The organism is Bacillus sp. 7_6_55CFAA_CT2 (genome assembly GCF_000238655.1).
Taxonomy (GTDB): domain Bacteria; phylum Bacillota; class Bacilli; order Bacillales; family Bacillaceae_G; genus Bacillus_A; species Bacillus_A cereus.
Map to the genome: position 1 here is coordinate 38,086 of NZ_JH414708.1, position 20,681 is coordinate 58,766.

The following is a 20,681-nucleotide window of genomic DNA, read 5'->3' on the forward strand; positions in this document are numbered from 1 at the left end:
ACTTTTTAAAACTTAATGTGTTGTGATAATTTTTGCATATAAAAGGAACGAATTAAAAGGAAAAATAAAATTTCAACTGTTCCAAAAATCAACAGTACGACTGTAATTTCAGCGAAGAACGAGAGATGTAATATTTCTTGTAGCATCTTTGTCGCAAACATCGTATGGATTGATGCCATAATGTAAGGTACGAAGAAAAGAATCGCAAGCTGAATTGTCGCTGAACGTTTCATTTCAGTCTCAGTTAAGCCGATTTTCGTAATCGTTATATATTTTTCTTGCTCATTTGTTAAATCTGTATACATCCGGAAGTAAAGAACACTGCCAGCACCGATAAAGAAAATAACTCCTAGGAAAGTACCAATTAAGAAGAACGAAGCGACATTTAGTTTTGTCTTATATAGAGAATCGCTCGCTTCACTTGCATGGAAAGGTGGATGCTCTGCTTGAATTGCTACATTATCGTTATGGATTTTTGTTATAAACGATGAACCGATATTATGTGCTTTTTCCCAATCTGTAACTTTGAAGTTATATACACTCATTTGTTTGGAAACTGTGGATAAGGCTTCTACATTTTCATCAGATAGTATGAGTAATTGGTATATTAAGCTGTTTGGGAATGGGCTATAACTTTTATATTCTTTCACTTGTAGTTGTAAATTGTTTTGAGTAAGTGTAAGAGTATTTTTGTTGTCTTTATTATGAAGCGTTCCAATAACCTGATCATCTAAGTCTTTCATAAGAATATAAGATTCATTCTTATTTACCGTGAGTTTTTCCCAATTTAAAGCCTTAGCAAGTACATTATAGTCACTTTGTTTAATGGCATAATAGAGCTGCGTGTTATCTTCAGCCGAAGATACTTCATATATATCCGTTTTAAATTTTGTATAAGTAAAGTGCTCTTCATTAAATTTCTGCTCTAACCAGTTTAAATGTTCATCAGCTAACGTATTTTCAGTATGTGATAAATAAGTAAACGGGAAAGGGTTTTGTCTAATCGCATCAAACTTTGTAAATTTCCCGAATCCATATAAGAATGTAATCATTGTAAAAGCGAGCGTCGATAGCATCGCTACAATAAAGAGCATGTTAATGTTTGTCCGAATACGTGATGCTAGATCGGAAATCCAAAGCATATTAATTCGTTTCATATAAAACTTTCTTCGTGTTTTTAAAATACGAATAAGTAAAAAACTAATTTGTGAAAAGAAAAAGTATGTTCCAGCTGCAATAAGCGATGGGATGACAAATATACTAGAGACGGCATATAAAAGTCCAATTATGTCACCTAGCGACATAAAATACAGCGGATTTGCGGCTAACGCATATCCACATATTAAACAGATCGCACCAAATAGAGAGATGAGCACGGATGCTTTTCTTTCTTTTTGTTGTTTTCCTTCTTTTAAAAGACGTACGGCTTTTCTCGTGCGAATGAGCATCGGTGTAAAAGATGATACGAGAATGAAGAGCCCGAGAAAGATGATGATAGTTAAAACGATAGCACTTGTAGGCGGATATAAATATAAACCAGGTACGTGTGTAATTTTGGCGGTAACTAACAAAAAGAACTGTGAAAAGACAAGTCCAAGTTGAATGCCAAAAAATATAGAAAGAGCACCAATTAACATATTTTCTATAAATATGAGTCGCTTTAATTGTTTTTGAGATATGCCAAGTACTGTTAAAATCCCGAACTGTTTTTTTCGTACTTTTAAAAACGTCCCGATTGAATACAGTAAAAAGAAAAATGAAAAGAACACAATGACAACTTCTGAAATTGTCATTAATATGTTCAGAGAAAAATTCACGTCTGTCATATGCAATTTAGGATGAAATAAATAAACTGCAAATGAGAAAAAGATTGCGATGGAGAACGCACTGCTTACAAAATAGGCGAAATAAGCTCTGGCGTTCCGCGTCACGTTTTTAAATGCAAACTGCCAAAATGTCATTCACCTGAACCTCCTGATAGGGTGAAGATGAGAAGAGCATAAGAAATACTCTTTTCATCAAGTTTGTTTTAAATATTTTGTCCACTCGTGTAATGTGATAATTTTTGCATATAAAGTGAACGAATGAATAAGAAAAATACGATTTCAACGAATCCAAAAATAATAAGAACGGCTGAAACTTCTTTGAACAGAGATAAACCAATTACATCTTGTAGCATTTTTGTTGCGAACATTGTATGAATGGATGCCATAATGTACGGAATGAAAAATAAAATACTAAGTTGAATGGTTGCAGATCGTTTCATCTCTGTATCTGTTACACCGATTTTAGAAATCGTTATATATTTCTCTTGTTCGTTCGTCAAATCCGTATACATTCTAAAGTAAAGAACGCTACCAGCTCCAATGAAGAAAATAACTCCTAAAAATGTCCCAATTAGGAAAAATGCAGCACTGCCTGATGTTATTTTGTATAACGATCCTGCTGATTCAAAGGAACGAATAAGAGGTCCTTCATACTGGGATTTATTTCGATCTTTTTGCACTTTTTCTATAAAATTATCAGCAATTTCATATGTCTGTTCCCAGTTTTGAATTTTGTAATTGTATGCTGATATATGTTTTACGGTGTTAGGTAAGTTATTTACGATAATATCAGGCAACACTATCGTTTGATATGAAAAGTCAGATGGGATTGCGTTTACATGCTCATAGCCTTTTACTCGTAATTTCGTATTTGTACTAGAGAGTGTAATGTAATCTCTTTTGTAGCTTTGCTCAAATTCGTTGAATATGGTGATATAAGATGTCCCTGTTAGCACATATGCTTCGTTATCATCCATAAATAGTTGTTTCATTCGTAAAGAATCTGCAAGTTTGTTATAGTCACTTTGCTTAATTGCGTATACGTCATTATAAATAGCTATATCTTTATCTTCTTTTAGTGGTGTTTCATATATATCAGCTTCTATTTTTTGATAAGGGAAATGCTCTTTTTGTAATTGTTGCTCAAGCCAATTTAAATGCTCTGTAACAAAAGGGTTCGCATCATAAGAAAAATAAGAAATTGGAAAAGGAGAAGTTCTATTAACTTCTAGCTTAATAAATTTCCCGAATCCATATAGAAACGTAATCATTGTGAAAGCAATTGTAGATAGCATTGCTACAATAAAAAGCATATTAATATTCGTTCGAATACGGCTCGCTAAATCCGAAATCCAAAGCATATTAATCCGTTTCATATAAAACTTCCTTCTTTTCTTTAAAATATAAATCAGTAAGAAACTAATTTGTGAAAAGAAGAAATATGTTCCGATTGTAACAAGCATTGGGATAACGAAAATACTTGAAACCATATATATAACACCGATTTGCGGGCTTACTGATACGAAATATTTAGGATTTCCAGCTAACGCATAACCACCAAATAAACAAATCGCACCAAATAATGAAACAAGTATGGATGGTTTTCTTTCTTTTTGTTTTCCACCATTTGTTTTTAAAAGGTGTACCGCTTTTTTGGTACGAATAAGCATTGGTGTGAATGCAGATACAATGATAAAAAGACTAAGGAAAACAATGGTTGTTAAAATAAACGCGTTAGTAGGACCGTATAAATATATTCCTGGAACATGCGTAAGTTTGGATGTTACTAATAAGAAAAATTGAGAAAAAACAACTCCAAACTGCATGCCGAAAAAGATAGATAAAATCCCGATTAACATATTCTCCATAAAAACAAGACGATGTAATTGTTTTCTCGATATTCCTAAAATGGTCAAAACACCAAATTGTTTTTTTCTAACTTTTAAAAAAGTACCAATGGAATATAGTAAAAAGAAGAAAGAGAAAAATACAATTACTACTTCTGAAAATATCATTAATCCTGAAATTTCAGAAGTCATGTCAAAGTTTTGTAATTTCGGATGGAATAAGTAAACAGCAAACGAAAAGAACACAGCAATGGAAAAGGAGCTACTTACAAAGTAAGCAAAATAAGCTCTTGAGTTGCGCGTGACGTTTTTAAATGCAAATTGCCAAAATGTCATAGATTATACCTCCGGCTAGAAGATATAGAAGTAGTTGTATTGCAAAAAATGTATGAGAGTGAGTTCTCATACATTTTGCTTGCATATGTTACGATCATGCTTCGGTCACCTTCTCCGTATGTTCTGCTTGATTATTTGCAGCGTTGTGGAAGATGATTTTAATCGTCGTTCCTTTACCAACTTCAGAATCTAGTTTGACAGAGTGACCTAAATAATCACAAATTTTACTTACAATATAAAGTCCCATACCAGTAGATTCTCCGAATGCGCGACCGTTTTTCCCAGTGTAAAATGGTTCAAATACTCTTCGAATATCTTCTTGCGGAATACCAACACCTTCATCGCGAACTTCTAAAATAATATCTTTTCCGTTTCGGTAAGCAGATAAGAAAACTTTCTTTCCGCGCTCACCAGAGTAACGAACAGCATTTGTCATTAACTGATAGATGATAAATTTTAGCCATTTTGCATCAGAAGCAACCTTTAAATCAGAATGAACTTCTAAAACAGGAAAGACACCATTACGAATGAATAGTTCTTTTAATCCGTTAATATTTTTTGTTACCGTATCTTTTAATGAAATCGTCTCAACATGGAAATCTTCATGGAAGTTATTTAACCTAGCCATGTATAAAGCCATATCAAGCCCTTGGTTTAGACGCTCTAATTCTTTTTTAAACTTTGGAATTAAATGCTCGTCTTCCATTTCTAGCACCATAAGCTGCATAACAGAAACAGGTGTCTTCATTTGATGTACCCAGTGGTTAATGAATAATTGATGTTCTTGTTGTTTTACTTCATACGATTGTAGTTCTTTTTGGAAGAGGCGGTACTGCGTACGCACGAGTTCATTGACACCGTGAGGCATCGGAGCAGTTGCTCTTTCAATAAACGCATCTTCCATTTTTTCTGGTTGCTCGCTTAATCTATGGTACATTCTACGATTGCGAACGTAACGGTAAGCGAGGAAACAAATAAATAAATATAAACTTAAAACGACGAAATAAAATTTATTGTTTTGAAATCCATCTACTGCATCATAAAGAACGAAAATGATACCGAAGTTTAAAACGTACAGTAGGAAAAATGCAAAATGATCACGTAAAAATAGCTTCATGCTTATTCACTCCAAGTTGCGTTAAAGCGATATCCAAGTCCACGTACTGTTTCAATAGAGTTCTCAATACCAAGCTCATTAAACTTTTTACGAAGACGCGTAATGTTTACGTTTAATGTATTTTCTTCAACGAAGCTTTCGTCATCCCAAAGCGCAGCTAATAAATCTTCACGGCTTGCTGTACGAGGGAATTTAGATAATAACATTTCAGCTAAAATAGCTTCTTTTTTCGTTAAAAGAACTTGTTCAGATCCGAAGTGAATTTCAGGACGTTCTGGGAATAGTTTTAAACCTTCTACTTCAACGATACGTTCAGAAATATTTGGTGCATAATCACCGTAAATACGGCGTAATTGTCCTTTAATTTTCGCCATTACAACGTCGTAGTGGAATGGTTTTGTAATGTAATCATCCGCACCGCTTTCAATTGCCATAATTTGTTCCATCTCACCAGCACGCGCTGAAATGAAAATAATTGGACAAGTAGATTCATGACGAATTTGACGGCACCAGTAGAAACCATCGAATTTCGGTAAGTTTACATCAAGTAAAACAAGATGTGGTTTCACAGCGTTAAACGATTCCATAATATCATCGAAATTCTCTGCAACAACAGCTTCATAACCGTACTTCTGAATGTGAGATTGCAGTAATGATGAAATATTTGGATCGTCTTCAACGATTAAAATTTTATACATATGTATATTCCTCCTCAGAAAAACAATTGTAGCTATAGTGTATCATGTGTTTCAAGTCTTTTCATTATGTTGAAAGATAAGCTAGTAAACAGTATAGGTTAAAAGTGAGAAAAGTAAAAAGGGCACTGGATACAATTGACAAATAACAGTAATCGGTTTAACATTTAGATAAATATCTAAATGTCTAATTATCGAAAGGAAGAAAGACATTGAATCAAGCATTCAAAGCATTAGCAGATCCAACAAGGCGAAAAATTTTAGACTTATTAAAAGAAGGTGATTTAACCGCTGGTGAAATCGCTGAACATTTCAATATGACAAAACCAAGTATTTCACACCATTTAAGCGCACTTAAAAATGCTGAACTTATTCAAGATGAAAAGAAAGGGCAATTTGTTGTGTACTCTTTAAACACAACTGTCTTTCAAGATTTATTAACTTGGGTGTTTACATTTACGAATAAGGGGGAAGAGGGGAAATGAAAAAACATCTTTTTGCAATCTTATTAATTGTTATAACTTGTTTAGCTTGGGCGTTTGCTTGGCCACATTTGCCGGATACAATTGCAACGCATTGGAGCGGAGGTAAGGTAGATGGATATTCTTCTAAATTGTATGGAATGATTTCTATGGTCGGAATTATGATTGCATTATATATATTTCTAAATGTGATACCAAAGATTGATCCAAGAAAAGCAAATTACGAGAAATTTTCTAAAGCCTTTATGATGATGAATAATGGTGTACTATTGCTACTATTTGTAGGAAATATAGACATTATTACAAGTGGATTAGGATATAACTTATTCATTAATCGGGTGCCTGAATTATTAGTTGGTATTTTATTTATAGTCATCGGTAACTATTTACCACAATGTAAACCAAATTACTTTGTAGGTATAAAAACACCGTGGACATTAAGTAACGAGGAAGTATGGAGAAAGACACACCGTTTTAGCGGAAAGGTGTTTGTTATATTAGGAATTATTATGATTCTAAGTGTTTTTGTACCAGTAACGTGGAAATCTTTCGTAATGGTTGGAATTATTACCGGTGCAGTAGGATTAACAATGGGATATTCATATATTGCTTATAAAAAAGAAATAGGGGCCTAATAAAAAATTATGGGGGAGAGAGGATGAAAAGACACGTATTACCATGGAGTTTAATTATTGGTATTGCAATCGGATGGTATATTGTATGGCCATATTTACCAGAACAAATTCCACGCCATTATAATGCAGCAGGAGTAGTAGATGGATATTTTTCTAAAGTAGAAGCAAGTTCTGTTTCAATAGGAAGCATGATGTTGCTGTATTTGATATGGCTAGCTCTTGGGTATATTGACGTAACGAAAGATAAGTATAAACAGCATGCTAAAGTCCTTTCCGCAATCCGTTATGCTATTCTTTTGATAGGATTCGGCTGTAACTTATTTGCGCTATTAGCAGCGTCTAATTATATTGCATCGGGCTCAATTGTATTTAATTTTGGACTTGGAACATTGTTTCTTGTACTAGGTAATTACATGCAACAAACGAAGCCAAACGGGTTAGTAGGCATTCGAATGGACTGGACATTAGAAAATCCTGTAGTTTGGAGGAAAACACATAGATTTGCTTCGAGGGTATTTGTAATAGGTTCACTTTGTATATATGCCGGGGCTTTGCTTCCAGATCCATTTAATATTTTTATAGGGATTGGAATCATATTAATATGCATTATCGTATCAACAATAAAGTCATATAGTATTTATAAAGAAGAGTTGAAAATGTAAATGTAAATAAAGCTGCTTTTCCTTTTAGGGAAGAGCAGCTTTGTTTTTTATCACTTCTTCAAAACCGGTATCCAAATTTCACTTTTAAAGTTTGGAGAAGATATATCTTTCTGTTCATTCCACAATATCTCCGGTCCTTCCGCTAGTTCATAGTTCGAAGAAGGGAACCATTCAGAATAAATACGTCCCCATACATTTTGTAATGCATCAGGAAATGGTCCGACAGCTTCGAATATAGCCCATGTTGAAGCAGCAACTTCAAGTTGCGCGAATTGCTCTGGGCAATCTTTCGTTGTGGCTACTCCAATGTAGTGATCGAGTTCCCCCTTTTCCTCCATTCTTCCTTCAGAAAAGTTAGTAGAAGCACTAATGATTCCAGTAGGTTCAATGTTTGAAAGGGACTTTAATGTTTGAATAGAATCTGGGTTTAAACTTTTCCACATAGAAGCAATTTCTTCATTTACACCGTTAAAAACGATTGGTACTCGTTTTGTAATACCTATAATTCGAAATGGCTCTTTTTCTTCAATTCGATAGTTCATTTCATTTCCTCCTTGAATGGATAATTGGAAGGTCATTGGTGAATAAGCCTTCAAAGAATGGCTACTATTTCGTGCCTCTGAAGGTGTTATACCGTGCAAGTTTTGAAATGCACGGGCGAATGAATCTGGTGAGTTGTAGCCATATTTTATAGCGACATCAATGACTTTTGCATCGCTATTTTTTAGTTCAAAGGCAGCGAGAGTAAGACGTCTACAGCGAATATAATCAGATAGTGATATACCTGCTAAAAACGAAAACATTCTTTTAAAGTGATACTCAGAACAGAGAGCTAGCCTCGCAACTTCTTTAAAATCAATTTCATTCGTAAGGTTATCTTCAATATAGCGCATTGCAGTATTCATATTTTTAAGTGAATCCATATTATGACCTCCTCTGTACATAGAATAGCAGGAACGAAATAGCTCCATCCGACATTTCGTGCACAACTTTGTAGGGGACATTTTTAACCTTACAAAATTGTAATGTTCCTGTAAGGAGAATGAATGGATGGTATGATATCCCAATGTTATAGTAACAAAGTACTTTTGTTCAGTAGGTTAAATTTTTATATCTTTACTTATGCGTCTTACATAACTGTCATGTTTGTGTAAGAAACATCGATAGTGGCAAGAGTAGAGAGTGTATATAGTTGAAAATAGAGAATAGAAGAAATGAGGGATGTCGAGATGAAAACAGTGTTAGAAGCAAAAAATATTGAAAAAGTGTACGACACGGGTGGGAATAAATTTGCAGCGTTAAAAGGTATTAACTTACAAGTAAAAGAAGGTGAGTTCGTTGGAATTATGGGACCTTCTGGTTCTGGTAAGACGACTTTACTAAATGTTCTTTCTACAATTGATAATGCGACGAACGGTGAAATTTTAATTGATGGAAAAGATATTGTAAAGATGAATGATGATAAGTTAGCGTTATTCCGCCGTGATCATTTAGGTTTCATTTTCCAAGATTATAACTTATTAGATACGTTAACGGTGAAAGAGAATATCGCTTTACCACTTGCGTTATCAAAGGTGAAAGCGAGTGAGATTGATCGCCGCGTTCTTGAAATCTCAAAGAAATTCGGTATTGATCATATTTTAAGTCAGTTCCCATATCAAGTATCTGGTGGGCAGAAGCAGCGCTGTGCAGCATCGCGTGCAATTGTTACGAATCCAAGTATGATTTTCGGAGACGAGCCAACTGGAGCACTTGATTCTAAATCTGCAACAGATTTACTTGAAAGTATGAAGTCGTTAAATGAATATGATAACTCAACAATTTTAATGGTAACGCACGATGCATTTGCAGCAAGTTATTGTAAACGAGTTATTTTCATTAAAGATGGTGAGCTATATAAAGAATTACACCGCGGTGAATCGACGCGTAAACAGTTCTTCCAAAAAATTGTTGACGTAATGTCTTCTATTTCTGGAGGTATGGCTGATGACCTTATCTAGCATTGCCCTCCGCAACATACAGCGGAACTTTAAAGACTACTTTGTATATTTTGCATCTATGATTTTTAGTATCGTTATTTATTTTACATTTAAAGCACTGCAATATAATTCACAAATGGAAAAAGCAGCAGAAGCTTCAAAAAAAATTAGCGGAGCGTTCCAAGTTTCAAGTGTGATGCTTATCATTTTCGTAGCAGTGTTCATTATATATTCGAACGGATTCTTTACACGTAAACGTAAAAAAGAAGTTGGCTTATATTCGTTATTAGGTATTCGTAAAAGACAAATTGGTAAAATGCTCTTTTATGAAAATATGTTAATGGGATTAATGTCATTAGTAATTGGGATTGCGATCGGTAGTGTCCTTTCAAAATTATTCCTTGAGTTATTAGTAAATATGATGGGATTAAATTTAAACGTTCATTTTGAAGTACCGATGGCTGCCATTATTGATACAGCAATTATTTTCTTTGTGATTATTTTATATACATCACTTCAAGGATATCGTTTAATTTATCGCTTTAAGTTAATTGAACTTTTCCGTGCAGAACGTGAAGGAGAAGCAATGCCAAAAGGATCTGTCATTATGGCATTAATTTCAGTTTTCTTAATCGGTTCAGGTTATTTTTTAGCATTAATGTACATGAAAGCAGTTATGTATGCAGACTTTATGGTCGTTGCATTATATATTTTATTAGCGACAGTAGCAGGGACTTATTTACTGTTCATGTTCTTCACAGTATTTGTATTGAAACGTGCAAGAAATAATAAGTCAGCATTTTATAATGGTATGAATATGGTAACGACATCACAGTTACTATATCGTATTAAAGGAAATGCGAAATCACTTGCGACAATCGCTATTTTAAGTGCGGTAACATTAACAGCGGTTGGTACGTCAGTTACGATGTATTACAACACATTTACGCAATCAAAAGTTGCTGCGCCGTATAGTTATTCCTATGAGAAAAAAGATGCAGCATTAGATAAAAAAGTAAATGAAATACTTGCTGGAGAGAAGAATAATCACCCAGTCACATATGAATCAGAAGTTGAAATGATTCCTGTGAAGGGAACATTTAAAGGTGAAAGAGCTGATCAAGTTCTGAACACACACTATAATGTTACGAATCAGTACCAGCTTATTTCTCAATCAAGCTTTAATACACTTGTGAAACATTTAGATGTAGAGCCTGTAAATTTAAGTGCGAATGAAGCTTTCGTATATGATAGCCTATATATTGAGAAACTTGATTTTGGTCCTCTTTATACAGGAAATACAGCTGTATTCCCTGTTGGAAACGAGTCAAAAGAATTAAAAATTAAAGGTGTAAATAATAGAAGCCTTACAAATTTAAATGAACTATTTGTAATCGTTCCTGATAAAACATATGAGCAAGTGAAACAAGTAAACGAAACGCGTACTGTAAAAAATATTGATGTAAAAGGTGAGCGAAATAGTAAAGAGTTAACAGCAAAATTAGCAAGCATTATGCCAGCTGGAGAATCAGAAGTTTTAAAACCATTTAACGATTTCTATACAGGATTCCAAATGGGGCTTGAAACAACAGGCTTAATGATGTTTATTGGGTTATTCTTAGGATTAGTATTCCTATTAGCAACAGGCTCAATCATTTACTTTAAACAATTAACAGAAGCAAGTGCTGACCGTGATCGCTACGTTGTTCTTCATAAAATTGGTGTAACGAAGCAAGAGATGAAGAGAGCTATCGCAAAACAAGTGAGCTTTATCTTTGCTATTCCATTAATTATTGGTATTTTACACAGTTTATTTGCACTAAAAGGTTTGTCAAATATATTACCATTTGAAATTATGATTCCGCTTCTCATTAGTATTGGAGTATACGGCGCGATTTATATTGGATATTACTTCTTAACGGTTCGTTCTTATTATAAGATCGTGAGTGCGAAGTAATAAGGGACAGCTATCGCTAGAGACGATAGCTGTTTTTTTATTCTTCATAAAATCTTAAGAAATCTCCTTAATTTTTGTTAAGAAATAATAGTTATACTTAGAAACAAGTTAGAAACTATTGAACGAATGAGGAGAGGTTTATATGCAACTCATAACATTCTTACATGAATTTATTAAACATCCGAAACATACTGGTGCAATTGCGCCAAGTTCAAAAATATTAGCAAAGAAAATGGTAGATGTAATTGATTTTAATAAAGCGAAATGCATTGTAGAGTTAGGTCCTGGTACAGGAGTCTTTACGAAAGAAATTATGAAGAGAAAGAAGAAGGAAACAATATTTCTTCTTATTGAAATTAATGAAGTGTTTTGCAAGGAGCTAAAGAGAAAATTTAAAGATGAGCAGAACGTCATTGTTGTACACGGTTCAGCCGAAAATATAAAAAAGTATATAGAAGATCTCAATATAGAATGCGTGGATTACGTTTTATCGGGATTACCTTTTACCTCTTTACCAGAAGAAGTTTCAAAGCGTATTTTAAACAATGTAATGGAAGGGATACATGAGAATGGTGAATTTATTACATTTCAATATTCACTTGTGAAAAAAGGATTTATACAGCACTTCTTTCCTGAAATTACGCTAGAGAAAGTGTGGCTCAATTTCCCACCAGCGTACATCTTTAGCTGTAAAAAAGAGCTAAGGAGAGCATATGCATAATGGAATTACATGAATTATTATCTTATATTGAACAATACGGTTATTGGGCATTATTTTTCTGTTTATGGTTAGGTATTATCGGTATGCCAATTCCAGACGAAATGATCGTAATGAGTGGTGGCTTTGTGTCTTCACTAGGGATATTAAGTGTCATTCCTGCATTTTTATTAACATATTTAGGTGTTGTATCTGGGCTTTCTTTAGGTTATATATTAGGGAAAATATTTGGTACGAAAGTACTTGATAAGCTAATGAAAAAGAAAAAGGCGAAATATCTTTTGAAATCTCAACAAATGGTAGAGAAGTATGGTCATTATGCGTTAGTCACAAGTTACTTTATACCAGTTGTAAGACATATCGTACCGTATTTAGTTGGAATGAATAACATGTCATTTAAGACGTATGCTTTGTATTCTTATACGACAGGATTTGTTTGGACACTCGTTTACTTTGTGCTCGGTGCTTTATTTGGAAAACATATTGAAAGTATTGTAGCGATCGCGATAGAATATGGCGTGTATTTTGGCGTGATTGTTTTTATAGTTACAGGTATTCTTTATTTATATAGACAAAAAAGAATCACACTGATGAGTAAATAGAAGTAAAGAAAGTTTCTTCCAGTATGAAGGACAAGATAGGATTATAAGTATAAAATTATCTTTATTTAATGGTAAAATACAGGTAAGTAGTTAAGGAAGGAAGAGCGTTGTGCTACTCATTTTTAGCCTTATCTTAATTGGAATTATGTGCAGTATGAAAATAGTATCCTTACACATGATAGAACGACAAAAGGTAGAGGAACGATATGTATATTGTCCAAAATGTGATACGAAAATTAGAAGAGGAAATTCAGCTCCTTTTTGTTCAAAATGTAATTTAATATTTTAAAAATAAAAAGTCCGAAATCACTTTATATAGTTTCGGACTTTTTATTTTTAAGTAAACATTAATCCACCTAGTTCTCTTTCGTTTGTTTATTAGCTAAAATGGATTATGAATAACAATAGTATGTAAACGAAAATAAATATAAATGTACACATGGAGTGTTATATTTGGAGATTTTAATCATAGTAGGATGCCTAAACTGTATGGATGTTAACCTTTTTAGAGAAAGATATCCCAGCTAATTTAGTTTGGAAGATTGAAAGAATAGATTGAAAATAGATGAGAAGTGGAGTGCATATGATGGAGACACAAATCGTTATTGGAGTACCTGGTTTATGGAAAGATAGAACAGAATTAATACAAGAAGTTGTGAGTAAAAGTAACTATATATTAGCGGGAAATGTTATGCACCATAAGGAGAAAGAGATTGGCTTTGAAATTGATATATATGAACAAGACCCTTCTTTGAGAGAGGCTTTCTTCTATGCAGGTGGTGAGCGTTTTGATGAAGAATTGCTTCAGGAGTTGGAGAAGCATACTTATACAGTGTATGTTATTGCAAAAGTTGACGATACAGAGAGATTACAAGAAGTAATTGATGTAGGAATGGAACTTTTAAATGCAGGTGGACTTGCTTTAAAAGTTGAAACAGCAGGTATGGCTTATTCGAAAGAAGAATGGCAAGAGCTTGCAGAGGATAAGGAAATATTCCCGATGTATTCGCACCTTGTAACTTTAGTTGGAGATGAAGAGGACGGCTACTATTCATGTGGAATGCAAGCATTTAATCTACCAGACGTTGTTTTAGACGGAGGGATAGATCCGGAAGTAGCTGTAGATTTATTAAATGATTTTAACCTACATAATATATTGGAAAAACCTAATTTGAAAGATGGAGATACAATTAGTTTCACAGAAGATGCTCCAGTGTATCTTTTATCTCATTATATGGATAATCGTTATGAACAAGAGGATCCATTTTATAATCCGTGTGGGGTATGGAAGTTAGAGAGTGCTTCGGCAAAGAAATCTATCTTTCAAAAATTGGGGAGTGTGCTAAAAGGATGGAAAAATACATAAAAGAACAGAGGAGTATATGTGATAAATATAAAGCGGAGTATGTAGAATCTCCGAATGACTTGAAATTAGGAATAGCGCAAAATGTGAAAGATGGTATCGCTCCGATTAATGGGTTACGAATGCCTATAGAAAACGGAACGACAGGTTGGTACATTTGGGCTGGTGAAGAAATGGGGACAGAAGAAGATTTCTTTCTTCCTTTACACGTTCAACATATTGATGAATGGGCACCTGAAATAAAGAAGTATTTAGGGTTACCACCTGGTTGGAGATTTTTAATTGCTGGAGATTACGAGGACGTGTGGTATGATCCGAATTTGTTTGATGAAGATTTAGAAGAGGATGCAGATGAATGGGAAGAAAACATGCTACAAGAGTATGGATGGTACATGCATAGCATATTAGCAGAAGATATTGATGGCATCCATGCTAATTATCATACGCATGGTCTAAGAGATAACTTTAATCATCAAGATTTACAAATAGCATTAAATATGGATCCTGAAGCCGCGCATAGTGTTTTTTGTACCATAATAGAAGAAATAAAGAGCGGAAAAAAGTTTGAACAAGGGATTGAGTATACGAATATTATTGAAGGATATCCCATTATTATGAAGTCTTTCGTAGAGATGGCTCGAGAAGTTTTGAGGGTTTTATTACCTGATGAAAGAGGGATTCTTCCTACGAGGCCAGAGTGTGATGAATGTTATAAGACTCAATTGGATGATATTGAGGAGAGTTGATAAAAAAGAGCTTGAAACTATTCAAGCTCTTTTTTTATCACTATTTATGTCCTAAAATATGCTCAATCTCATGCAAACTTAATTTACTTGCCTTAGCAATCGTTTCAAGTGGTATACCAAGATCATACATATTTTTAATCATTTGAATTTTCCCCTGCTGAACTCCTTCTTTTCGACCTTGTTCAATGCCCTGTTCAATGCCCTGTTCAATGCCTTTTTCAATGCCCTGTTCAATACCTTTTTCAATGCCTTTTTTAATTCCTTGTTTCATCCCTTGTTCCATTCCTCTTTTTATTCCTTCTGTCTCTGCATGGGCGAATTTTGCTGCTTCATCCATTAAAACTTTCTCCCTTGCGTCATAGGCTTGTCGGAAAGATGAATCTTGACTCATACGTTCCCATTTATTTATCGCTTTTTGTAAAATAGGGTCTTGGTTCATAGCAATATCCTCCAATAGTTTAGTTAAGTGCTCATCCTCATTTGCTGAAAGCAATAAAAGCCAACGAACAAATGGATCTTTCCACGGATTTACTTTTTCTTCATGCCATTGTTCAGTTAACTTTGGAATTTCTATAATGTGGATTTCAATGTCGTCACTCAGGAGTTTTTGTTGTTGTGTATTCCATAATATGCTTGTTGTTTGGAAGGCTGGGTGTTCCGAAAACATTACGAAGTTTAGTAAGTTTATGGTGATGGTTTTGTGAAGTGCACTGTAGGGCATCCCTTTTTGTAGTTGAGATGTGTATAGTCTTCCCCAATAATATAAACTGCGTTTAACCATATCGTGATTATTATTGAGTTGTATTTCTACATTGACTTTTGTTCCTGTGTCTAATGTTGCTGAAATGTCTAAAATAGATAACTTATCCTCTTCATATTCCCTGTGTAAATGTGGATCTTCTAGTTGTAGAGAAGCAATGGACGACTCTAAAGACTCTTGTAACATAGCATTTAAAAATGCAATTAGAATATCTTCGCTACCATTCGTACCAAACAATTGTTTAAATGCAAAATCAATGCGTAAATTAACTAACTGTTGGTTGAACAAAGTTTGTCCTCTCCCTTATATGAAGGTGCTTCTTTCCTTCATTGTACATAAAAAGAACTAGAGTATGCAAACAAGCCATTCTTCTATTTTTTAGTAGTTTTATTAGAATGTCACAGGTAAGTATGGTTATGTTATACTCTAGTGAAATTAAAAAAATATTTTTGTTTATATCGGGGTGAAGATGATACATATGCAAAAAGATATTTTAAAACTATTAGATAAAAAGCAAAGTAACTATGAATTTCCTGCCTTTGATAATGAATATATGGATATTTCACAAGTGAAATTCTCTCTTTTCTTTAAAGATGCTAAGGATTGGCTAATGGTGTTTCAAATTGTGGGTGTAGGTTCATTAGGTGTATGTAATGATATTCAAGTATATGGCGATAGAATTACTCATTCAATGGGTGATGATTGCATTTTACAATTAAATAATGGCGATTATGAGTTGTTTGATGATGAAGGTGAATTTATACCGAATATTTATAACGGCAGTTTGAAAATTCGCGAGCATCATTTTGAATATGAATTTACAGAAGAGGATTATATAAATAATGGAATAGAAGTACAAACGACAGAGCATTATCCAACATACTTTATGCGTATGCTTGCTACTAATGAGGAAGCTCAAAAATTATTGTGGTGGGATAAAGGAGAAATTTTAGAAGAGTTCGGTTTAGAAGGCGACTGGGAAGTAGCGTATGAAACGGAAGAATGGAAACATGTTGAAGACGAAAAAGTAAGTGAAAATGAATTCTTCCAATCAGTAGCCGCTGCAATAGAGAAGAAAGATCCAAGTGTTATTGTGAATGAAAATGCTAATACGCATTGGAGAAATTGGGTAGAGTTTGATTGTGACTGAAAAGGATAGGAGAAAGAATGACAAATGAAAAGAAGAAGAAAATCCGGAGAAAAAGTACAAATGCATCGTTTTGCACTACCTCTATGCTACGGAAGTGAAGCACCATATTATTATTACGAGGTAGCGCCCCATGAAAGAGAGGAACGCTTCCATTTAACATCAGATCTTTGTGTAATGGATGGTGAACATTATTTTATTAGAGGATGTTTAGAGATTCCTATAATTGATTACCACGAAAATTTTATTTGGACTGTGTGGGTATCGCTTAGTAAAGAAAGTTATGATGAAGTATTAGAAGAGTGGGATGAAAGAGGCAGGGAAAATAGTGATCCTTATTTTGGATGGTTATCTGTAGAGATACCAGTTTATCCAGAAACATTAAATTTAAAAACAAATGTACATATAAGAGAAGTTGGAATGGCACCGTATGTTGAATTAGAGCCAACCGACCATCCTTTAGCAATTGAACAAAGAAATGGAATTACTTTAGACAGAGTTAAAGAAATAGAGGAAATGATTCAACGACATAACTAGATTAGAAGAGAAAAAACGAGTGCTAGCACTCGTTTTTGCTTTACACAACCGCAGGATTATAAATCATTGTAAAGTGTCCTGGTAATAATTCAATGTGACAAGGTGTATGAAGCGAACTTTCTCCATCTGTATCTACTTCTTTTTCTTCCTCTGTTTCGATATGAATGGATCTCGCTTTTACGTGGAAGATGTCATTTTCATTTGAGTCTTCAAATAGTTTCTTTCCGATGTAATCTTTAAATGCTTGAATACCTGTTGATTTGACTACGAAAATATCAAGTGTTCCGTCATCACATTTTACGTTTGGAATAAAGGATGGAATACCACCAAGATATTCACCGTTTCCAACCATAACTAGGACAGCTTCGTCTTCATATACTTGTCCATCGTAAGTGATTTTTACTGGGAATGTTTCAGCATTTTTGACAGTTCGAATTGTGCTTAAATAGTAACCGATTTTACCAAGCTTTGCTTTTTCTTCTGCATCTATATTGTTTGATACTTCAGATACGAGGCCAATTCCCCAGAAGTTTAAGAAATGTTGTCCATTTGCTTTTGCAACGTCAATTGGTTTTATGTGTTCTTTTGTAATAAGTTTTGCTGCTTCTGCAATGTTTTGCGGAACACCAAGTGTGCGAGAGAAGTCGTTGCAAGTTCCGCCTGGAATGATTGCAAGTGTAGGTCTATTTTCGAGAGGTGCTAGGCCATTTGTGCATTCAAATACTGTTCCATCACCACCAAAGACGATAATTAAATCTACTTTACTAGCAAACTCTTGGCAATATTTTGTTGCATCACCTTGTTTTTTCGTGTGAAGGATATGTAGATCAGGAAAAGCTGCGGCAAGAGGTGGTACGATTTTCGTTAAATTTGTATGTAAGTCACCTTGACCAGCTTTCGGATTTACGATGAGGAGTACTTTTTCAAATTTTGTCTTTGTCATATTTCATCTCTCCCTGTAGTTTGTAAATGGAAAGAAAGGAGCTGTTCCCATGTATTTTAGAACAGCTTCTCCCTATTAATTGGGTGCTAAGATTGTCAGTTATTGTCGGTAAATCGATATATTAAAAAAATCGCCGATATAATTTGAGTTACGGTCGATATATTTTGAAAATCGCCGATATACATTTTATGTACTATCGATTTTTTAAGTTATACGATTATTTCGTTACAACTGAAGCAATGAATGGTAAGTTACGATATTTTTCCGCACAGTCGATACCGTATCCAACGATGAATTCGTCTGGAATTTGGAAGCCAACATATTCAGCTGTTAAGTCTACTTTACGACGTTCTGGCTTATCAAGTAATGTACAGAACTTGAGTGCTTTTGGTTTATGCATAAAGAAGTGGTCTTTTAGGAAATGAAGTGTTAAACCAGAATCGATAATATCTTCTACAACAATTACGTTTTTCCCAGTAATGTTTACGTCGATATCTTTTAGTAGTTTCACTTTTCCTGTTGTTTCTGTTTGATTTCCGTAGCTAGATGCAGAAATAAAGTCAATTGTTACATCATTTTTGATGTGACGAATTAAATCAGCAGCAAATACGAATGAACCTTTTAATACTGCGATAACTACGATTTCTTCTCCTTCAAAGTCACGTTCGATTTGAAGTGCTAATTCTTTAACTTTTGCTTGTAATTGTTCTTCAGAAATTAAAGTGTCTTTTATTTCAATATTCATTGTAATCCTCCTACAGTGTAAAACTTATGAACATTTCGACTGTAAAGGATAGAATAGAAAAAGTCAAAGGAGATAGTAATTTTTTACAAAGATAACGACAAAATCATCTGATGATATGATATACTAAGTATATTAAGAAAACGCTTCCATAAAGGGTGAATATGATGAAGAAGAAACAGTACACAAGTGTAACATTTATAAAAGCATTACTTTTAACAATTGTTCTTGGCCTGTTGGCTTACGTAATTGATGTACCTGCGATTCGTATTTCATTAATTGGAATGACTTTAGTGTTAGGAGCAATTTCGCACGGTATGATGTCGCAGCTAAAAGAAGCTGGACTTGATGATATGAGAGATCATATAGATAAAAAGTAAGAAACCTTCATTATATAGAGTGAAGGTTTTTTTGTTTCTTACAAAAATGTAAGGTAGTTGTAAGGCAAATCGATAGTTGCATAAGAGCATTTTGGATAAACTATGGGTGTAAGGTAAAAGGCAAGCATGTTTTAGGTAAATTAAGTTTTAGGCACTCTATATGTGAAAAAGGAGTAGGAGGGCATGGAGAAACGTTGGACGACCTTTTCTTTTTTAGCGACTAGTAACACCGTAATGCTAGATGGAAAAATGGATTTTTTGCACTTGTTTGATCGTGAAGATGATCATTCTTCTTCTAAATTTACAATGAAATGGAATAAATGGAGCGAGAGTTGTAGGTTTGAAGAAGAGGCCCCTAACGAAGAGCAAAAGATTATTTTAACAAACCCTATTAAAGCGTGGGTTGTTCAACGTCGTAAGTGTAACGTCAAAAATCACTTCAAGAAAACTGAGCCGAGACAATTAGTTATCGCTCCGGCCCGTTCTACTTCCAAATCACGCGAAAGTAACATGTAAATAATTGAGACACACACCCGAAAAAAACATCGTACATATTGCGATGTTTTTTTCTTTTTCTACAATGAAATCTTTAAATGAAATATATTTCATCTGCATCTTATATTTATATCTCTTGCTTATTCTAGTAATACATCCGATGCGAGTAGATGTGAATAAAATATAAGGAGAGAGTGAAAATGAAAAAGAAACTATTACCAATTTGTGCAATGGCACTTTTAACAGTAGGATATTCTTCAGTAGCGAGTGCGGATACTGGAACAGTAATAAAGGAAGAAGAAGCGCAAGTACAACAGGATAAAGCTAAAAAAGAAGAAGCAATCAAGGAACAGCAAAAAAGTGAAATAGAGAAAAAGCAAGCAGCACAAGTACAAGAAAAAAATGATATGGCTAAAAAAGAGGAAACAATAAAAGCTGAGAAAAAAAGTGAAGAAGAGAAAAAGAGAATAGCGCAAGAACAGTTAAAAAACGATATGGCTAAAAAAGAAGCAGCGATAAAAGCCGAGCAAAAGAATGAAGTAGCTAAAAAAGAAGAAGCAAAGCCAGTTGTACAAGGTGAAAAATTACCAAATACAGCATCAAATAATGTAGCAATGATGGGATTAAGTGCATGTCTTGTAGCGGTAGGTACATTATTTGGTTTGAATCGTCGCAATAAGATTAAAGCGTAAATAAAATATTTTCCTATAAA

General features: G+C 34.0%; 23 protein-coding genes. 15 read left to right on the forward strand and 8 right to left on the reverse strand.

Translation table 11 applies throughout. The features are described from left to right. Nucleotides 1–5 precede the first annotated feature (5 nt). From HMPREF1014_RS00260 to HMPREF1014_RS00275, 4 genes are all read right to left on the reverse strand, one after another. Entirely contained in the window at nt 6–1,961 is a 1,956-nt protein-coding gene (locus HMPREF1014_RS00260) for an FtsX-like permease family protein (RefSeq protein WP_000144968.1), read from the reverse strand. Between the two features lie 68 nt (nt 1,962–2,029). After that, nucleotides 2,030–4,009: an FtsX-like permease family protein gene (locus tag HMPREF1014_RS00265; protein ID WP_000145058.1), complete on the reverse strand. Its 1,980-nt coding sequence runs from the start codon at nt 4,007–4,009 to the stop codon at nt 2,030–2,032. A gap of 94 nt (nt 4,010–4,103) precedes the next feature. Next, entirely contained in the window at nt 4,104–5,126 is a 1,023-nt protein-coding gene (locus tag HMPREF1014_RS00270) for a sensor histidine kinase (RefSeq protein ID WP_000765341.1), read from the reverse strand. A 2-nt stretch (nt 5,127–5,128) separates the two neighbouring features. Beyond that, the gene (locus tag HMPREF1014_RS00275; RefSeq protein WP_000276738.1) at nt 5,129–5,824 is read right to left on the reverse strand and encodes a response regulator transcription factor; all 696 of its coding nucleotides are present in this window, start codon (nt 5,822–5,824) and stop codon (nt 5,129–5,131) included. A gap of 209 nt (nt 5,825–6,033) precedes the next feature. On the opposite strand from HMPREF1014_RS00275, the gene HMPREF1014_RS00280 reads away from it, so the two are divergent. From HMPREF1014_RS00280 to HMPREF1014_RS00290, 3 genes are read left to right on the forward strand one after another with little or no spacing between them, the layout of a single operon-like run. Next, complete coding sequence (locus HMPREF1014_RS00280) at nt 6,034–6,306, forward strand: autorepressor SdpR family transcription factor (RefSeq protein WP_001070531.1); 273 nt, start codon at nt 6,034–6,036, stop codon at nt 6,304–6,306. Next, nucleotides 6,303–6,938, forward strand: coding sequence for an SdpI family protein (locus HMPREF1014_RS00285; protein ID WP_000716353.1), 636 nt, complete (start codon nt 6,303–6,305; stop codon nt 6,936–6,938). The genes HMPREF1014_RS00280 and HMPREF1014_RS00285 overlap by 4 nt, the downstream gene beginning before the upstream one ends. Nucleotides 6,939–6,961: 23 nt before the next feature. Next, on the forward strand, nt 6,962–7,600 hold the full coding sequence (locus HMPREF1014_RS00290; protein WP_000820675.1) for an SdpI family protein: 639 nt from the start codon (nt 6,962–6,964) through the stop codon (nt 7,598–7,600). 50 nt (nt 7,601–7,650) lie between these two features. On the opposite strand, the gene HMPREF1014_RS00295 is transcribed toward HMPREF1014_RS00290, so the two are convergent. Next, a complete protein-coding gene (locus HMPREF1014_RS00295; RefSeq protein WP_000377727.1) occupies nt 7,651–8,523 on the reverse strand; it encodes an AraC family transcriptional regulator in 873 nt (290 codons plus the stop codon). Between the two features lie 306 nt (nt 8,524–8,829). Here HMPREF1014_RS00295 and HMPREF1014_RS00300 point away from each other — a divergent pair, with 306 nt between their 5' ends. From HMPREF1014_RS00300 to HMPREF1014_RS00330, 7 genes are all read left to right on the forward strand, one after another. Beyond that, on the forward strand, nt 8,830–9,600 hold the full coding sequence (locus HMPREF1014_RS00300; protein ID WP_000859655.1) for an ABC transporter ATP-binding protein: 771 nt from the start codon (nt 8,830–8,832) through the stop codon (nt 9,598–9,600). Further along, complete coding sequence (locus HMPREF1014_RS00305; protein WP_000176153.1) at nt 9,587–11,536, forward strand: ABC transporter permease; 1,950 nt, start codon at nt 9,587–9,589, stop codon at nt 11,534–11,536. The genes HMPREF1014_RS00300 and HMPREF1014_RS00305 overlap by 14 nt, the downstream gene beginning before the upstream one ends. Before the next feature lie 142 nt (nt 11,537–11,678). Then, nucleotides 11,679–12,257, forward strand: a complete 579-nt coding sequence (locus HMPREF1014_RS00310; RefSeq protein ID WP_001176052.1) for a class I SAM-dependent methyltransferase — start codon at nt 11,679–11,681, stop codon at nt 12,255–12,257. After that, the gene (locus HMPREF1014_RS00315) at nt 12,257–12,856 is read left to right on the forward strand and encodes a DedA family protein (RefSeq protein ID WP_000418924.1); all 600 of its coding nucleotides are present in this window, start codon (nt 12,257–12,259) and stop codon (nt 12,854–12,856) included. The genes HMPREF1014_RS00310 and HMPREF1014_RS00315 overlap by 1 nt, the downstream gene beginning before the upstream one ends. A gap of 109 nt (nt 12,857–12,965) precedes the next feature. Continuing rightward, nucleotides 12,966–13,145 carry a hypothetical protein gene (locus HMPREF1014_RS00320; RefSeq protein ID WP_001986677.1) on the forward strand — a complete coding sequence of 60 codons (180 nt, stop codon included), beginning with the start codon at nt 12,966–12,968 and terminating at the stop codon, nt 13,143–13,145. A gap of 297 nt (nt 13,146–13,442) precedes the next feature. Continuing rightward, a complete protein-coding gene (locus HMPREF1014_RS00325) occupies nt 13,443–14,222 on the forward strand; it encodes a DUF4261 domain-containing protein (RefSeq protein ID WP_000449849.1) in 780 nt (259 codons plus the stop codon). Further along, nucleotides 14,207–14,965 (forward strand): DUF4262 domain-containing protein, encoded by a 759-nt coding sequence (locus tag HMPREF1014_RS00330; protein ID WP_000417359.1) that lies wholly within the window; start codon nt 14,207–14,209, stop codon nt 14,963–14,965. Before HMPREF1014_RS00325 ends, HMPREF1014_RS00330 begins: the two co-directional genes overlap by 16 nt. A gap of 40 nt (nt 14,966–15,005) precedes the next feature. Here HMPREF1014_RS00330 and HMPREF1014_RS00335 read toward each other — a convergent pair whose 3' ends face one another. Continuing rightward, nucleotides 15,006–16,013 carry an Rpn family recombination-promoting nuclease/putative transposase gene (locus tag HMPREF1014_RS00335; RefSeq protein WP_000483129.1) on the reverse strand — a complete coding sequence of 336 codons (1,008 nt, stop codon included), beginning with the start codon at nt 16,011–16,013 and terminating at the stop codon, nt 15,006–15,008. A gap of 190 nt (nt 16,014–16,203) precedes the next feature. Between HMPREF1014_RS00335 and HMPREF1014_RS00340 the strand changes: the two genes are divergently transcribed. Together HMPREF1014_RS00340 and HMPREF1014_RS00345 are read left to right on the forward strand one after the other, a co-directional pair. Continuing rightward, the gene (locus HMPREF1014_RS00340; protein WP_001168095.1) at nt 16,204–16,875 is read left to right on the forward strand and encodes a DUF7003 family protein; all 672 of its coding nucleotides are present in this window, start codon (nt 16,204–16,206) and stop codon (nt 16,873–16,875) included. Between the two features lie 24 nt (nt 16,876–16,899). After that, a complete protein-coding gene (locus tag HMPREF1014_RS00345) occupies nt 16,900–17,409 on the forward strand; it encodes a DUF2199 domain-containing protein (RefSeq protein WP_000830210.1) in 510 nt (169 codons plus the stop codon). Between the two features lie 40 nt (nt 17,410–17,449). On the opposite strand, the gene HMPREF1014_RS00350 is transcribed toward HMPREF1014_RS00345, so the two are convergent. Together HMPREF1014_RS00350 and hpt are read right to left on the reverse strand one after the other, a co-directional pair. Then, entirely contained in the window at nt 17,450–18,352 is a 903-nt protein-coding gene (locus tag HMPREF1014_RS00350; protein WP_000167891.1) for a diacylglycerol/lipid kinase family protein, read from the reverse strand. A gap of 217 nt (nt 18,353–18,569) precedes the next feature. After that, the gene (gene hpt, locus HMPREF1014_RS00355; protein ID WP_001019296.1) at nt 18,570–19,097 is read right to left on the reverse strand and encodes a hypoxanthine phosphoribosyltransferase; all 528 of its coding nucleotides are present in this window, start codon (nt 19,095–19,097) and stop codon (nt 18,570–18,572) included. A gap of 161 nt (nt 19,098–19,258) precedes the next feature. On the opposite strand from hpt, the gene HMPREF1014_RS00360 reads away from it, so the two are divergent. The 3 genes from HMPREF1014_RS00360 to HMPREF1014_RS00370 all read left to right on the forward strand — a co-directional run bounded on the left by HMPREF1014_RS00360 (nt 19,259) and on the right by HMPREF1014_RS00370 (nt 20,661). Continuing rightward, nucleotides 19,259–19,474, forward strand: a complete 216-nt coding sequence (locus HMPREF1014_RS00360; RefSeq protein ID WP_002001286.1) for a hypothetical protein — start codon at nt 19,259–19,261, stop codon at nt 19,472–19,474. 183 nt (nt 19,475–19,657) lie between these two features. Further along, the gene (locus HMPREF1014_RS00365; protein ID WP_000415613.1) at nt 19,658–19,990 is read left to right on the forward strand and encodes a hypothetical protein; all 333 of its coding nucleotides are present in this window, start codon (nt 19,658–19,660) and stop codon (nt 19,988–19,990) included. A gap of 179 nt (nt 19,991–20,169) precedes the next feature. Further along, entirely contained in the window at nt 20,170–20,661 is a 492-nt protein-coding gene (locus tag HMPREF1014_RS00370) for an LPXTG cell wall anchor domain-containing protein (RefSeq protein ID WP_000728014.1), read from the forward strand. The last annotated feature ends 20 nt before the right edge of the window (nt 20,662–20,681 follow it).

Coding starts and splice junctions, on each gene's coding strand:
- HMPREF1014_RS00275 (WP_000276738.1), bottom strand. CDS start 5,824: ATGTATAAAATTTTAATCGTTGAAGACGATCCAAATATTTCATCATTA.
- HMPREF1014_RS00365 (WP_000415613.1), top strand. CDS start 19,658: ATGGAGAAACGTTGGACGACCTTTTCTTTTTTAGCGACTAGTAACACC.
- HMPREF1014_RS00360 (WP_002001286.1), top strand. CDS start 19,259: ATGATGAAGAAGAAACAGTACACAAGTGTAACATTTATAAAAGCATTA.
- HMPREF1014_RS00260 (WP_000144968.1), bottom strand. CDS start 1,961: ATGACATTTTGGCAGTTTGCATTTAAAAACGTGACGCGGAACGCCAGA.
- HMPREF1014_RS00305 (WP_000176153.1), top strand. CDS start 9,587: ATGACCTTATCTAGCATTGCCCTCCGCAACATACAGCGGAACTTTAAA.
- HMPREF1014_RS00345 (WP_000830210.1), top strand. CDS start 16,900: ATGAAAAGAAGAAGAAAATCCGGAGAAAAAGTACAAATGCATCGTTTT.
- HMPREF1014_RS00330 (WP_000417359.1), top strand. CDS start 14,207: ATGGAAAAATACATAAAAGAACAGAGGAGTATATGTGATAAATATAAA.
- HMPREF1014_RS00315 (WP_000418924.1), top strand. CDS start 12,257: ATGGAATTACATGAATTATTATCTTATATTGAACAATACGGTTATTGG.
- HMPREF1014_RS00285 (WP_000716353.1), top strand. CDS start 6,303: ATGAAAAAACATCTTTTTGCAATCTTATTAATTGTTATAACTTGTTTA.
- HMPREF1014_RS00340 (WP_001168095.1), top strand. CDS start 16,204: ATGCAAAAAGATATTTTAAAACTATTAGATAAAAAGCAAAGTAACTAT.
- HMPREF1014_RS00265 (WP_000145058.1), bottom strand. CDS start 4,009: ATGACATTTTGGCAATTTGCATTTAAAAACGTCACGCGCAACTCAAGA.
- HMPREF1014_RS00370 (WP_000728014.1), top strand. CDS start 20,170: ATGAAAAAGAAACTATTACCAATTTGTGCAATGGCACTTTTAACAGTA.
- HMPREF1014_RS00290 (WP_000820675.1), top strand. CDS start 6,962: ATGAAAAGACACGTATTACCATGGAGTTTAATTATTGGTATTGCAATC.
- hpt (WP_001019296.1), bottom strand. CDS start 19,097: ATGAATATTGAAATAAAAGACACTTTAATTTCTGAAGAACAATTACAA.
- HMPREF1014_RS00300 (WP_000859655.1), top strand. CDS start 8,830: ATGAAAACAGTGTTAGAAGCAAAAAATATTGAAAAAGTGTACGACACG.
- HMPREF1014_RS00350 (WP_000167891.1), bottom strand. CDS start 18,352: ATGACAAAGACAAAATTTGAAAAAGTACTCCTCATCGTAAATCCGAAA.
- HMPREF1014_RS00325 (WP_000449849.1), top strand. CDS start 13,443: ATGGAGACACAAATCGTTATTGGAGTACCTGGTTTATGGAAAGATAGA.
- HMPREF1014_RS00295 (WP_000377727.1), bottom strand. CDS start 8,523: ATGGATTCACTTAAAAATATGAATACTGCAATGCGCTATATTGAAGAT.
- HMPREF1014_RS00310 (WP_001176052.1), top strand. CDS start 11,679: ATGCAACTCATAACATTCTTACATGAATTTATTAAACATCCGAAACAT.
- HMPREF1014_RS00270 (WP_000765341.1), bottom strand. CDS start 5,126: ATGAAGCTATTTTTACGTGATCATTTTGCATTTTTCCTACTGTACGTT.